The 13,128-nt window shown below is 59.3% G+C and carries 15 protein-coding genes; 14 read left to right on the top strand and 1 reads right to left on the bottom strand.

Features of this window, described 5'->3' with window-relative positions; all coding sequences use genetic code 11:
• The first annotated feature begins 46 nt into the window (after positions 1-46).
• Together SM130_RS16100 and SM130_RS16095 are read left to right on the top strand one after the other, a co-directional pair.
• Entirely contained in the window at positions 47-301 is a 255-nt protein-coding gene (locus tag SM130_RS16100) for a succinate dehydrogenase assembly factor 2 (protein WP_102825052.1), read from the top strand.
• Positions 285-740: a protein YgfX gene (locus tag SM130_RS16095; protein WP_102825053.1), complete on the top strand. Its 456-nt coding sequence runs from the start codon at positions 285-287 to the stop codon at positions 738-740. The genes SM130_RS16100 and SM130_RS16095 overlap by 17 nt, the downstream gene beginning before the upstream one ends.
• Here SM130_RS16095 and nadB read toward each other — a convergent pair.
• Positions 709-2,325: an L-aspartate oxidase gene (gene nadB / locus SM130_RS16090; protein WP_102825054.1), complete on the bottom strand. Its 1,617-nt coding sequence runs from the start codon at positions 2,323-2,325 to the stop codon at positions 709-711. The genes SM130_RS16095 and nadB overlap by 32 nt on opposite strands.
• A gap of 349 nt (positions 2,326-2,674) precedes the next feature.
• Between nadB and rpoE the strand changes: the two genes are divergently transcribed.
• The 12 genes from rpoE (at position 2,675) to pdxJ (ending at position 13,114) form a co-directional block, all read left to right on the top strand.
• Positions 2,675-3,256, top strand: coding sequence for an RNA polymerase sigma factor RpoE (gene rpoE, locus SM130_RS16085; protein WP_003282114.1), 582 nt, complete (start codon positions 2,675-2,677; stop codon positions 3,254-3,256).
• A gap of 31 nt (positions 3,257-3,287) precedes the next feature.
• A complete protein-coding gene (locus SM130_RS16080; protein ID WP_102825055.1) occupies positions 3,288-3,875 on the top strand; it encodes a sigma-E factor negative regulatory protein in 588 nt (195 codons plus the stop codon).
• Positions 3,876-3,883: 8 nt separating this feature from the next.
• A complete protein-coding gene (locus tag SM130_RS16075; protein ID WP_102825056.1) occupies positions 3,884-4,831 on the top strand; it encodes a MucB/RseB C-terminal domain-containing protein in 948 nt (315 codons plus the stop codon).
• Entirely contained in the window at positions 4,828-5,280 is a 453-nt protein-coding gene (locus SM130_RS16070) for a SoxR reducing system RseC family protein (protein WP_102825057.1), read from the top strand. The genes SM130_RS16075 and SM130_RS16070 overlap by 4 nt, the downstream gene beginning before the upstream one ends.
• Positions 5,281-5,315: 35 nt before the next feature.
• Positions 5,316-6,731, top strand: coding sequence for a DegQ family serine endoprotease (locus SM130_RS16065; RefSeq protein ID WP_102825058.1), 1,416 nt, complete (start codon positions 5,316-5,318; stop codon positions 6,729-6,731).
• A 190-nt stretch (positions 6,732-6,921) separates the two neighbouring features.
• Positions 6,922-8,721 (top strand): translation elongation factor 4, encoded by a 1,800-nt coding sequence (lepA, locus tag SM130_RS16060; protein WP_102825059.1) that lies wholly within the window; start codon positions 6,922-6,924, stop codon positions 8,719-8,721.
• Position 8,722: 1 nt separating this feature from the next.
• Positions 8,723-9,577: a signal peptidase I gene (lepB, locus tag SM130_RS16055; RefSeq protein WP_102825060.1), complete on the top strand. Its 855-nt coding sequence runs from the start codon at positions 8,723-8,725 to the stop codon at positions 9,575-9,577.
• Positions 9,578-9,669: 92 nt separating this feature from the next.
• Positions 9,670-10,047, top strand: a complete 378-nt coding sequence (locus SM130_RS16050) for a DUF4845 domain-containing protein (RefSeq protein ID WP_102825061.1) — start codon at positions 9,670-9,672, stop codon at positions 10,045-10,047.
• Positions 10,044-10,733: a ribonuclease III gene (gene rnc, locus SM130_RS16045; protein ID WP_102825062.1), complete on the top strand. Its 690-nt coding sequence runs from the start codon at positions 10,044-10,046 to the stop codon at positions 10,731-10,733. Before SM130_RS16050 ends, rnc begins: the two co-directional genes overlap by 4 nt.
• Positions 10,726-11,637 (top strand): GTPase Era, encoded by a 912-nt coding sequence (gene era / locus SM130_RS16040; RefSeq protein ID WP_102825063.1) that lies wholly within the window; start codon positions 10,726-10,728, stop codon positions 11,635-11,637. The genes rnc and era overlap by 8 nt, the downstream gene beginning before the upstream one ends.
• Before the next feature lie 48 nt (positions 11,638-11,685).
• Positions 11,686-12,375 (top strand): DNA repair protein RecO, encoded by a 690-nt coding sequence (gene recO / locus SM130_RS16035; protein ID WP_102825064.1) that lies wholly within the window; start codon positions 11,686-11,688, stop codon positions 12,373-12,375.
• Positions 12,368-13,114 (top strand): pyridoxine 5'-phosphate synthase, encoded by a 747-nt coding sequence (pdxJ, locus tag SM130_RS16030; RefSeq protein WP_102825065.1) that lies wholly within the window; start codon positions 12,368-12,370, stop codon positions 13,112-13,114. The genes recO and pdxJ overlap by 8 nt, the downstream gene beginning before the upstream one ends.
• Positions 13,115-13,128: the final 14 nt, after the last annotated feature.

Here is a 13,128-nt window from a genome sequence, read left to right as displayed (position 1 = left end):
GTCGCGCAGCCGCTATAATGCGCGCCTTCTCAAAAGGAGCCGATGTATGGCTGAGCAATCCGAACTCAATCGTCTTTTCTGGCAGAGCCGCCGTGGCATGCTGGAGCTCGACGTGTTGCTGGTGCCTTTCGTCAAAGAGGTCTATCCAGATCTCGATGAAGACGATCAGCGTCGCTACCGCAAACTGTTGAGCTGTGAAGATCAAGACATGTTCGGCTGGTTCATGCAGCGGGGCGAGCCGGAGGATGAGGATCTGCGGCGCATGGTTCGCATGATTCTGGACCGTGTCCAGCCCGAGTAATCCACCTTTCGAATGCCAATGGCGACCTTCCGGTCTGTTGTTGGCGCTCTATCTTGCCGCTCAGGGGCTCGCCCTGGCTGCGATCGCGCTGTCGGCTGCACCGTTTTGGCTGCAGCTGACCTGCCTACTTTTATGTCTTGCTCATGCGTTCTACGTAGTGCCGCGCAGCGTCCTGCTGTCCAGCCGGAACGCCTGGCGTGGCCTGCGGCATGACGAGCGTGGCTGGCATCTTTATAGCGAGCGGCAGGGGTGGCAGCCGATCCAGCTACTGCCTGACAGCCTCGCGTTGCCTCTGATCGTGGTTCTGCGCTTTCGCCTGCCGGGTCGGCGCTTCGCCGGCAGCGTCTGCGTGCCCCGGGACGCGCTGCCGCGTGAGCAGCACCGTCGCTTGCGGGTGCGACTCAAGTTCAGTCGGCGTAGGTGGGCGGCGCCAGAATAGTATCGATTGCCTGCGGCAGAGGTTCCGGGTAGTCGAGTGTGTAGTGCAGTCCGCGGCTTTCCTTGCGTTCCATGGCCGAGCGAATCATCAGGTCGGCAACGAGCGCCAGGTTCCGTAGTTCCAGCAGGTCGCGACTGACCTTGTAGTTGCTGTAGAACTCGTCAATTTCGCTCAGCAGCAAACGCACCCGGTGTTGCGCGCGCGTCAGACGTTTACTGGTGCGAACGATGCCTACGTAATCCCACATGAAGCGGCGTAACTCGTCCCAGTTGTGCGCGATGATCACATCCTCGTCGGAGTCGGTGACCTGGCTGGCGTCCCAGGCAGGAAGCGACGGAGCGCTTGCGACCTGAGGCAGTTCGAGCATGATGTCGTGGGCGGCCGCTCGGCCGTAGACGAAGCACTCAAGCAACGAATTGCTGGCCATTCGATTGGCCCCATGCAGGCCTGTGAAGCTGGTTTCGCCAATCGCGTACAGGCCAGGAACATCAGTGCGTCCAGCCTGATCCACGACCACTCCACCGCACGTGTAGTGGGCTGCTGGTACCACCGGGATGGGCTGGCTGGTGATGTCGATGCCATATTCCAGGCAGCGTTCATAGACCGTGGGGAAGTGGCTTTTGATGAAGTCCGCAGGCTTGTGGCTGATATCCAGATAGACGCAGTCAATGCCGAGCCGCTTCATTTCATGGTCAATCGCGCGGGCAACGATGTCTCGCGGTGCCAGCTCTTCCCGCGCATCGAAGCGCGGCATGAACCGCTCACCGTTCGGTAGCTTGAGTAGCGCACCTTCGCCGCGCAACGCTTCGGTCACCAGAAAGCTCTTGGCTTGCGGGTGATAAAGGCAAGTCGGGTGGAACTGGTTGAATTCGAGGTTGCCGACGCGGCAGCCTGCCCGCCAGGCCATCGCAATGCCGTCGCCACAGGCGCTGTCCGGATTGCTCGTGTAGAGATATACCTTTGCGGCGCCACCGGTGGCCAGCACTACGAAACGCGCCTGGAATGTCTCCACTTCGCCGGTATTGCGGTTGAGCACATAAGCGCCCAGGCAGCGCCTGCCCCGCAGACCAAGCTTGTGCTCGGTGATCAGATCGACGGCGACACGCTGTTGCAGGAGTTCAATATTGCTCTTTTGCCTGGTCTGCGCCAGCAGCGTGTTGAATATCGCAGCGCCGGTGGCATCCGCGGCGTGGATGATTCGACGATGGCTATGACCGCCTTCGCGAGTTAGATGGAACTCGAAACTGCCGTCTTCACGATCAGGCGCGTCGTCCCGCGTAAACGGCACGCCCTGTTCGATGAGCCATTGAATGGCCTCGCTGCTGTGCTCGACGGTAAAACGGACGGCGTCCTCGTGGCATAGGCCGCCGCCGGCAACGAGTGTGTCCGCCACGTGAGATTCCACGGTGTCGGTCGTGTCGAGGACTGCCGCAACCCCGCCCTGTGCCCAGTAGGTGGAGCCGTTGGACAGGTCGCCCTTGCTGAGCACTGCGATGCGAAGATCTGCTGGCAGGTTGAGCGCCAGGGTCAAACCAGCAGCGCCGCTGCCGATGACCAAGACGTCGTATCGTAGAATCTGGTTCATGTCCAATTCCGCGGAAAAACGAACCCTAGTATATAGACGGGATGTAGCGCCAAAATAGATGACTGTGCTGTTGTCTTCTAACCAGGGGAACTTTTCCTCGGTCGGATAGCTCAATAGGCAGTTATGAATGCAAACCAGCTGGCCATGGTGGATGGGCGGTGTGGTTTGCTATGGACACCAGGACGGCGTCGTCAGCAAATCTGGCGTAACGCTGGTAGTGCAATCGCCGTCAGGTATTGCAGGATAGCTTGCTAGGAGGGGGAGAACTTTTGCGTAAAGCCCGGGTCTATTCTGGCAGGTCGGTTCGCTGGTGTGAGCGGCGCTACTCCGCTACCGGGGAGGAGCGTTCATGTTGACTCAGGAGCAGGATCAGCAACTGGTTGAACGAGTGCAGCGTGGCGACAAGCGAGCGTTTGATCTGCTGGTAATGAAATACCAGCACAAGATCCTTGGGTTGATCGTGCGATTCGTGCATGACTCCCATGAAGCTCAGGATGTCGCGCAAGAGGCGTTTATAAAAGCCTATCGCGCACTCGCTAATTTTCGCGGTGACAGTGCGTTCTACACTTGGCTGTACCGCATCGCCATCAATACGGCGAAGAATCATCTGGTGGCGCGTGGTAGGCGCCCCCCGGATAGTGATGTGAGCTCCGAAGATGCCGAATTCTACGAAGGTGATCACGCCCTCAAGGACATCGAGTCGCCGGAACGTTCGCTGCTCAGGGATGAGATAGAAGATACCGTTCATCGAACTATTCAACTTTTGCCAGAAGATTTGCGTACGGCTCTAACACTGCGCGAATTTGATGGTCTTAGTTATGAAGACATTGCGAGTGTCATGCAGTGTCCGGTGGGCACAGTACGTTCTCGGATTTTCCGGGCGCGTGAAGCCATAGATAAAGCGCTGCAACCCTTGTTGCATGAATCCTGAGACAGCGGCGACAGCCAAGAGAGGAACCGCCATGAGTCGTGAAGCCCTGCATGAATCGCTGTCCGCGGTGATGGATAACGAAGCGGACGAGTTGGAATTACGTCGCATGCTCGCAGGCGACAACCCGGAGCTGCGTGCTACCTGGTCGCGTTATCAACTTGCCCGTGCCGCAATGCACAAGGAGTTGATTGAGCCGCGTCTTGATATCGCATCGGCGGTATCGGCAGCCCTGGCCGACGAAGCTGCGCCTGTCAAAGCACAGCGTAACGGTTGGAAGAGCCTTGGTCGGTTGGCTGTAGCTGCTTCGGTTACAGTGGCTGTTCTGGCAGGTGTACGCCTGTACAATCAGAACGAAGTTGCTGGTCCGCAGCTCGCGCAGCAAGCGCCTCAGCCGAGCATTGCGCTTCCGCAAACCAATCAAGGGCCGACAGTGTTGGCTGGTTACAGCGAGCAAGCGGACGCTGCTACGCAAGGTGCGGCAGATGCTGCTCCGGTGGAGCGTTGGCATGAAGAGCGTCTGCCTTCATATGTTCGCCAGCATGCACAGCAAGCTGCTTTTGGTAATGGATCGGAGAGCGCGCTGCCTTACGCTCGCGCGGCCAGCATGGAAGAACGTTAGGGAGAAACATGCGCGTATTACCGCTGTATGTGGTGATGGGGGGCTGGCTATCGATGCCGGCCCTTGCTGCTGATGCTGCTGAGTCCTGGATGGAACGTCTCGCCGTAGCGGAGCAGAAGCAAAGTTATGCGGGAACGTTCGTTTATGAACGCAACGGCAGCTTTTCAAGTCATGCCGTATGGCAGCAGGTCGAAGATTCCGGTATGCAGGAGCGTCTGCTCCAGCTCGACGGTTCGCCTGCCGAAGTCCTGCTAGTCGACGGTCAGATGCAATGTGCCACGGATGACCTCGCCGCTCAGGTGCGTGAGGCGCAAGCCTGGCATGGGCAGCGTCTCGATCCGAAAGCACTCTCCGAATGGTATGAATTTCGCGAAATCGGCGACTCTCGAGTCGCTGGTCGTTCCGCTGTCGCGCTGGCAGTCGTGCCGCGTGATCAGCACCGTTATGGTTTTGAGCTGCACCTCGATCGCGAGACGGCGCTACCGCTCAAGTCATTGATGCTCAATGAAAAAGGGCAGTTGCTTGAGCGCTTCCAATTTACCCAGTTAACAACCGATGCGATCAATGCTGATCAGCTGAAGCCTAGTGCTGGATGTAAGTCGGTATCGGTTTCCAAGCGAGAGGCTAATCCGTCGTCGGTTTGGCGATCCGATTGGTTGCCGGCTGGGTTCAAGTTGCTTGACGCTAACGAGCGTCCCAGCCCAGCTTCGTCGGAGACCGTGGCATGGCTGTCCTATGGCGACGGTCTGGCCAAGTTCTCCGTATTTCTCGAACCGTTGCGCGGAGCGCTGGTCGAGGACGCGCGCAGTCAGATGGGCCCGACCGTAGCCGTTTCCAAGCGTATCAGTACGTCGGACGGTGATGTGATGGTTACAGTAGTCGGCGAGATTCCTCTCGGGACCGCCGAGCGCGTGGCCCTTTCCATGCGAGTTGGCGCAGAACAGGCGCAGCAATGATCGAAGAGCCGGGGCGGGTGGTTGCGTTGGATACCGGCGCAGTCTGGGTTGAGACGCGCCGCAAAAGCACCTGCTCCAGCTGCTCTGCCAAGGGCGCCTGTGGTCAGGGGTTGATGGATACTCTCGGCGTCCGCGAGCGACGTGGGCTGATCCGGGCTCTTTGTGATCTCCAGCTTCAGGTCGGCGATTCAGTCATCGTCGGCATTCGAGAGGATGTATTGCTGCGCGGTGCCGTCCTTGTCTATCTTCTTCCCCTGATCATGCTGATGGCGGCTGCGGCGCTTGCTGCCCAGTTCTCAGCGCGCGAGCCGGTGGTGATACTGGCGGGCCTCGGGGGCTTCTTTTTCGCCTGGCTATTCGTGCGTATGCGAAGCCGTAGTTCGGTAGACAATCCGGATCTACAGCCGGTTGTTTTGCGCGCCATGCTCGCGGGGCCTGCGAGTCCCTGAGCTTTCTCGTTTTGTCCGTGGGGAGACTTGTAGTCATGTTCAATCGAAACAGCTGCTTTGCCTTTGTGGCTGGCCTGGCATTGTTCGGGCAGGCCATGGTTGCTCAAGCAGCCTTGCCAGATTTCACGCCGCTGGTCGAGAGTGCCTCGCCAGCCGTGGTCAACATCAGCACCAAGCAGAAGGTGCAAACACGAGGCGCTACGGCGCAAATGCCCGAACTTGAAGGGCTGCCTCCGATTTTTCGTGAATTCTTTGAGCACAGTATCCCGCAGATGCCGGGTGCTCCGGGCCGTGGGCAGCAACGCGAAGCGCAATCCCTGGGTTCGGGTTTCATCATCTCCGATGACGGCTATGTGCTGACCAACAATCACGTGGTCGCCGGTGCCGATGAAATCATCGTGCGCCTGCCGGATCGCAGCGAACTCGAGGCAAAACTGATTGGCGCCGATCCCCGTTCGGACGTAGCGGTTCTGAAGGTAGAAGGCAAAGGCTTGCCGACCGTAAAGATCGGTCGCTCCGATGAGTTGAAAGCAGGCGAGTGGGTGCTAGCCATTGGTTCTCCGTTTGGCTTCGATCATACGGTTACTGCCGGCATCGTCAGTGCGACCGGTCGTAGCTTGCCTAATGAAAGCTATGTGCCCTTCATTCAGACAGATGTCGCGATCAATCCGGGTAATTCGGGTGGCCCGCTGTTCAACCTCAAGGGTGAAGTGATCGGTATCAATTCGCAGATTTTCACCCGTTCCGGCGGCTTCATGGGTCTGTCGTTCGCCATCCCGATTGATGTTGCAATGGACGTGGCCAATCAGCTGCGCACCGATGGCAAGGTCAATCGTGGTTGGCTTGGTGTGGTGATACAGGAAGTGAACAAAGATCTGGCCGAATCCTTTGGGCTCGAGCGGCCTGCGGGCGCCCTGGTAGCTCAGGTAATGGATGGTGGGCCGGCTGCCCGAAGCGGACTGCGTGTTGGCGACGTGATCCTTAGTCTCAACGACAAGCCGATCGTGATGTCGGCAGATCTGCCGCATCTGGTCGGTGCGCTCAAGCCTGGCAGCAAGGCTCGCATGGAAGTCGTGCGCGACGGTGATCGCAAGATGCTGGACGTCGGCATTGGCGCCATGCCGGAAGAGGGCGAGCCGGTTGCAGCGTCCGGCGGCGGTCAGGAGCGCAGCGACAATCGCCTCGGCGTGAAGGTGACCGAGCTGACCGAGGAGCAGAAGAAGAGCTTGGATCTGCCTGGCGGTGTGGTGATCACCGAGATACTCAACGGCCCGGCAGCAATGATCGGTCTGCGTCCGGGCGACGTCATCACTCATTTGAACAATCAGGCTATCAATTCGGCTGCGACCTTCGGCCGGGTGGCCGAGCAACTGCCGAAAAACCGCTCGGTCTCGATGCGCGTGTTGCGCCAGGGCCGCGCTAGTTTCATTACCTTCAAGCTCGCCGAGTAACAGGCGGGTCAGTGACGATCGAGGGACGGTTCTTTACCGTCCCTCTTTATTTGCGGCCGCTGCAGGGAGCTTTCGGCGCTGCTGGTTAGCATGCGGACGGCTTGTGCATGGCACTGTAGAGGTTGATCAGTTACACTTCGCGGCTATTTTCGGCGGGCAATCGGTCCGCGTCTTTTCCGAGTGTTGAGCTGTGAGTGACCTGAGTCATATCCGCAATTTCTCCATCATCGCCCATATCGATCACGGTAAGTCGACGCTGGCAGACCGTTTCATCCAGATGTGCGGTGGCCTTACCGAGCGTGAAATGGAAGCCCAGGTGCTCGACTCGATGGATCTCGAGCGCGAGCGCGGCATCACCATCAAGGCCCACAGCGTTACGCTTTATTACCCCGCGCGTGATGGTAAGACCTACCAGCTGAATTTCATCGACACGCCCGGTCACGTCGACTTTACCTATGAAGTCAGCCGCTCACTGGCCGCCTGCGAGGGTGCTCTGTTGGTGGTAGATGCCGGCCAGGGTGTCGAGGCGCAGTCTGTCGCCAACTGCTACACGGCGATCGAGCAGGGCCTTGAAGTGATGCCTGTGCTGAACAAGATGGATCTGCCGCAGGCCGATCCGGAAAAGGTCAAAGACGAGATCGAGCACATCATCGGTATCGATGCGACCGACGCGGTCGCCTGCAGTGCCAAGAGCGGCATGGGCGTCGACGAGGTGCTCGAGCGCCTGGTCGCGGTGATTCCGCCGCCGACCGGCGATATCGAGGCGCCATTGCAGGCGCTGATCATCGATTCCTGGTTCGATAATTACCTGGGCGTTGTCTCGTTGGTACGAGTGCGCCACGGTCGTATCAAGAAGGGCGACAAGGTGCTGGTGAAGTCCACCGGCAAGGTCCATCAGGTGGACAGCGTCGGTGTATTCAACCCCAAACATACCGCTACGGTAGATCTCAAAGCCGGTGAAGTCGGCTTCATCATCGCCGGCATCAAGGACATCCTCGGAGCGCCTGTGGGCGACACCCTGACGCTGTCGAGCACGCCCGACGTTGAAATGCTGCCCGGCTTCAAACGTGTCAAGCCGCAGGTATATGCCGGCCTATTCCCGGTCAGCTCGGACGATTTCGAGGATTTCCGCGAAGCGCTGCAGAAGCTGACCCTCAACGACGCCGCGCTGCAATACGAGCCGGAAAGCTCCGACGCGCTTGGCTTCGGTTTCCGTATCGGCTTTCTCGGCATGTTGCACATGGAAATCATCCAGGAGCGCCTGGAGCGCGAATACGACCTGGATCTGATCACCACCGCGCCGACAGTGGTCTATGAGATCGTGCTGAAGAACGGCGACACCATCTATGTCGACAGCCCGTCCAAACTGCCGGACGTGTCCTCCATCGAGGACATGCGCGAGCCGATCGTGCGCGCCAATATCCTTGTGCCGCAGGAGCACTTGGGTAACGTCATCACGCTATGCATCGAGAAACGTGGCGTGCAGCGTGACCTGCAGTTCCTCGGTACTCAGGTTCAGGTGCGTTACGACCTGCCAATGAGTGAGGTGGTACTGGACTTTTTCGACCGCTTGAAGTCCTGCAGCCGCGGCTACGCCTCGCTGGACTACAGCTTCGAGTGCTTCCAGTCAGCCAACCTGACGCGTCTGGACATCCTCATCAACGGCGACAAAGTCGACGCGCTGGCGCTGATCGTTCACCGTGACAACGCCCACTACAAGGGCCGCATCCTCGTCGAGAAGATGAAGGAGCTGATCCCGCGGCAGATGTTCGATGTGGCGATCCAGGCGGCGATCGGTGGTCAGATCGTTGCACGTAGCACGGTTAAGGCGCTGCGCAAGAACGTCCTTGCCAAGTGCTACGGCGGTGACGTCAGCCGCAAGCGCAAACTGCTTGAGAAGCAGAAGGCTGGTAAGAAGCGTATGAAGCAGGTCGGTAACGTCGAAATTCCGCAGGAAGCCTTCCTCGCTGTGCTGAAGGTGGATAGCTGATATGTCGATCAATTTCCCGTTGCTGCTGGTTATCGCCGTAGCTGTCTGTGGCCTGTTGGCCTTGAGCGATCTGTTGTTCTTCGCACCCCGTCGTCGGGCCGCGATAGCCAACTACGAAGGGCGCACCGGGGAAATCGATCCATCGACGCTCGAAGCGCTGAACAAGGAGCCGGTGCTCATCGAGTACGGCAAGTCGTTCTTTCCGGTGCTGGCTATCGTCCTCGTGCTGCGCTCGTTTCTCGTCGAGCCGTTCCAGATTCCGTCCGGCTCGATGATCCCCACGCTCGAAGTGGGCGATTTCATCCTGGTGAACAAATTCGCCTACGGCATTCGTTTGCCTGTGGTGGATACCAAGGTGATCGAGGTCAGCGATCCGAAACGTGGCGACGTCATGGTGTTCCGCTATCCCAATGAGCCGAGCATCAACTACATCAAGCGGGTCGTCGGCCTGCCTGGCGATGTTGTGCGCTACAGCAGCGATCGCCGGCTGTTCGTTAACGATCAGTCGGTTGCCGAAAGCCTGGTCGGCGAAGAGCCCGGCAGCCTAGGCAGCGCCGTGCTGTATCGGGAAAAGCTGGGCGAAATGGAGCACCTGATCCGCAAGGAAATGGGACGTTACCGTATCGAGCCAAGCCGGCAGTGGACCGTTCCGGCCGATCATTACTTCATGATGGGCGACAATCGCGACAATTCGAATGACAGTCGCTACTGGCAGAGTGAGTCGATTCCCGCCGAGCTGGCCGGCATGGTTCCGGACCGCAACATCGTCGGCAAGGCTTTTGCCGTTTGGATGAGCTGGCCCGACCCGAAACTCAGCAACCTGCCGAACTTTTCTCGTGTGGGCCTGATTCACTGAAAGCTGTGAATTGCGACCCTCGCTGAGCGAGCCGGGCTCGCTATATTTGTCCTGCCCCGATCGGTGGGTATCAAAACGACATAGAGGTCGACATGAGTTTTGCGCGTTCGCAAAAAGGGCTGTCCATGCTGAGCTGGATCATGGTCCTGGCGGTTGTGGCATTCGTAGCCAGCACCGGGTTCAAGATGTTTCCGCACTACTTCGATTACATGTCCATGGACAAGATCATCCAGTCCGTGGAAACCGACGAATCGCTCGGTATCCATAGCGTCGGAGAGTTCTATAGTCATGTCAGTAAAGGGATGCAGGTCAACGGCATCCAGAATATTGATCTCAAGGATGCGCTGAAGGTCGAGATTCAGAACAACGAATTCAGAGCGCACCTGAAGTACGAAAAACGCGAGCTGCTGATCCGTAATCTCGATCTGGTGGCGAACTTCGACAAAGAATATCGCCTAAGGATGCCGTGAGCACTTCGTTAGCCCGTCTCGAGCGCAGGCTCGGTTATCAATTCAAGGATCAGGAGCTCATGCTCCTGGCCCTGACCCATCGTAGCTATGCCGGACGCAACAACGAGCGTCTGGAGTTCCTCGGCGACGCCATCCTCAACTTCGTCGCCGGTGAGGCGCTGTTCAATCATTTCCCCCAGGCCCGTGAAGGACAGCTGTCGCGCCTGCGTGCCCGCCTAGTAAAGGGTGAAACACTGGCGATACTCGCGCGTGGTTTCGAGCTCGGCGAATACCTGCGTCTGGGTTCCGGTGAGCTCAAGAGTGGTGGCTACCGTCGCGAATCGATTCTGGCTGACACGCTCGAAGCGCTGATTGGCGCCATTTATCTGGACGCCGGGATGGATGTTGCTCGCGAGCGGGTCATCGCCTGGCTGGCCAACGAGTTGCAGAGTCTGACTCTGGTTGACACCAACAAGGACCCGAAGACGCGACTGCAGGAATTTCTGCAATCGCGTGCCTGCGAACTGCCGCGTTACGAGGTGGTGGACATCCAGGGCGAACCGCATTGCCGCAGCTTCTTCGTAGAATGCCAGGTGGCTTTGCTGAATGAGAAAACGCATGGGCAGGGCGCCAGCCGCCGAATTGCCGAACAGGTTGCCGCGGCAGCCGCATTGATCGCCCTGGGCGTGGAGAACGGACATGACTGACGAACAGCTACAACCCGAAGACGTCAGCCGTTGCGGTTATGTCGCAATCGTCGGACGGCCGAACGTCGGCAAGTCGACCCTGCTCAACCATATCCTCGGACAGAAACTCGCGATCACCTCTCGCAAGCCGCAGACCACGCGGCACAACATGCTCGGCATCAAGACCGAGGGCAGCGTGCAAGCGGTGTATGTCGACACGCCCGGCCTGCACAAGAACGGTGAGACGGCACTCAACCGCTACATGAACCGCACGGCGGCCTCGGCGTTGAAGGATGTCGACGTGGTGATCTTCGTCGTCGACCGCACCCGCTGGACCGACGAGGACCAGGCGGTGCTAGAGCGTGTTCAGTACGTCACCGGGCCGCTGATCATCGCGGTCAACAAGACCGACCGGGTCGAAGACAAGGCCGACTTGCTACCGCATTTGCGTTGGCTAGCCGAGCAGCTGCCGAACGCGGAGATCGTGCCGATTTCCGCACAGCACGGACAGAACCTGGAAACACTGGAAAAGCTGGTGGCCGATCGCCTGCCCGAGAGCGAGCATTTCTTCCCGGAAGACCAGATCACCGATCGCAGCAGCCGTTTCCTTGCCGCTGAGCTGGTACGCGAGAAGATCATGCGTCAGCTTGGCGCCGAGGTCCCTTACCAGATCACCGTTGAGATCGAGGACTTCAAGCAGGAAGGCCGCGTGCTGCACATCCATGCGCTGATCCTGGTCGAGCGTGACGGGCAGAAGAAGATCATCATTGGTGACAAGGGTGAGCGCATCAAACGTATCGGCCAGGAAGCACGCAAGGACATGGAGGTGTTGTTCGACTCCAAGGTCATGCTTCACCTGTGGGTCAAGGTGAAGGGTGGCTGGTCCGATGATGAGCGCGCGCTGCATTCGCTGGGTTACCAGTAAGCGCCGACCCGCAATCAATGGTGCGCTTCGCGCACCTTCTGGCCTGCCATGCACCAGCCTGCGTTCGTTCTGCATAGTCGCCCGTACAAGGAAAGCAGCGCGCTGGTCGACCTGTTCACTCCGCAGGGTCGGCTGCGTGCCGTCATGCGAGCGGCGCGAGGCAAGGCCGGTAGCCTTATCCGCCCGTTCGTGACCCTGGAAGTCGAGTTGCGCGGCAAGTCCGAGTTGAAGACCGTCGCCCGGCTCGAAGGCGCTGGTCCGTCGCATTGGCTCGATGGCCAGGCGCTGTTCAGCGGCATGTATCTCAACGAGTTGCTGATCCGCTTGCTGCCTGCCGAAGATGCACATCCCGTGCTGTTCGATCATTACGTTGCGACATTGCTGGCCCTGGCCGCCCACCGGCCGCTGGAGCCCCTGCTGCGTGCATTCGAATGGCGGCTGCTCAGTGAGCTGGGCTATGGTTTTGCTCTCGATGTGGACATCACCGGGCAGCCGATCGACCCGCAACGGCTTTATCATCTGTTGCCTGACGCCGGGCTGGAACCGGTCACCGGGTTTCAGCCAGGGCTGTTCAACGGTGCAGAGCTATTGGCCATGGCCGAGGCCGATTGGCAAGTGCCGGGAGCGCTCGCCGCGGCCAAGCGTCTGATGCGCCAGGCGCTGGCACCCCATCTGGGCGGTCGACCGCTGGTCAGCCGCGAACTGTTCATGAGTCTTAAGGAGGCCCCGCGTGACTGAAGCCAATCGAATTCTGCTCGGCGTCAACGTCGACCATGTCGCTACCTTGCGCCAGGCCCGCGGTACTCGTTATCCGGACCCGGTCAAAGCCGCGCTGGATGCCGAAGAGGCCGGTGCGGATGGCATCACGGTGCACCTGCGTGAAGACCGTCGGCATATCCAGGAACGCGACGTGCTGATGATGAAGGATGCTCTGCAGACGCGGATGAACTTCGAGATGGGCGTCACCGAGGCGATGCTGGCCTTTGCCGAGCAGCTGCGTCCGGAACATGTCTGCCTGGTTCCGGAAACGCGCCAGGAGCTGACTACCGAGGGTGGTCTGGATGTGGCCGGGCAGGAGGCGCGTATTCGCGAAGCCGTTGAGCGTCTACGCTGCTGTGGCGCGGAAGTGTCACTGTTCATCGATGCCGACCCGCTGCAGATCGAGGCGGCGGCGCGGGTCGGCGCGCCGGCTATCGAGCTGCACACCGGGCGCTATGCCGATGCACACAGCGTGGCTGAGCGAGCCTGCGAGTTGGCGCGCATTCGCGACGGTGTCGAGGCGGGTTTGAGCCACGGGTTGATCGTCAATGCCGGGCATGGCCTGCATTACCACAACGCCGAGGCCATCGCTGCCATTCGCGGCATCAATGAGCTGAACATCGGCCACGCCATCGTCGCCCACGCACTGTTTGTCGGCTTCAAGCAGGCGGTCAAGGAAATGAAACATCTGATCCTGAGCGCGGCGGCACGGGGCTGACAGAGCCTAGGATG

Source organism: Stutzerimonas stutzeri (assembly GCF_038561965.1).
Taxonomy (GTDB): Bacteria; Pseudomonadota; Gammaproteobacteria; order Pseudomonadales; family Pseudomonadaceae; genus Stutzerimonas; species Stutzerimonas stutzeri_AA.
Note: the sequence above shows the minus strand (reverse complement) of the source record. Positions and strands in the feature narration are given on the sequence as shown.